Consider the following 310-nt stretch of genomic DNA (forward strand, 5'->3'; position numbering starts at 1 on the left):
AGACACTATATGGGTTAGAGTAGAGCATAATACAACAGGTTGTTATAACGTTGGTTCATTTCAACTTGAAATTAATACACCGTTATTACTCAGTACACCAATACCATTGAATGTTTGCGATGCCGATACTATTCCAAATGATCAGTTGCATGTATTTGATTTAACTATAAAGAATACTGAAATAAATCAGGCAACGGGTTACATGGTAACGTATTATCCGAGTTTGGTCGATGCTCAAAACAATACCAATGTTATCACTACACCAACTGCTTATTTAATTCAGAATCCACCGGTACAAACTTTAGGAGTA

The 310-nt window shown here is 34.8% G+C and carries 1 protein-coding gene; it reads left to right on the forward strand.

Features of this window, described 5'->3' with window-relative positions:
* On the forward strand, positions 1-310 hold a 310-nt coding region (locus L1S35_RS13245; protein ID WP_502538687.1), incomplete at both ends, for an FIDD domain-containing protein.

The organism is Flavobacterium anseongense (genome assembly GCF_021608185.1).
GTDB lineage: Bacteria > Bacteroidota > Bacteroidia > Flavobacteriales > Flavobacteriaceae > Flavobacterium > Flavobacterium anseongense.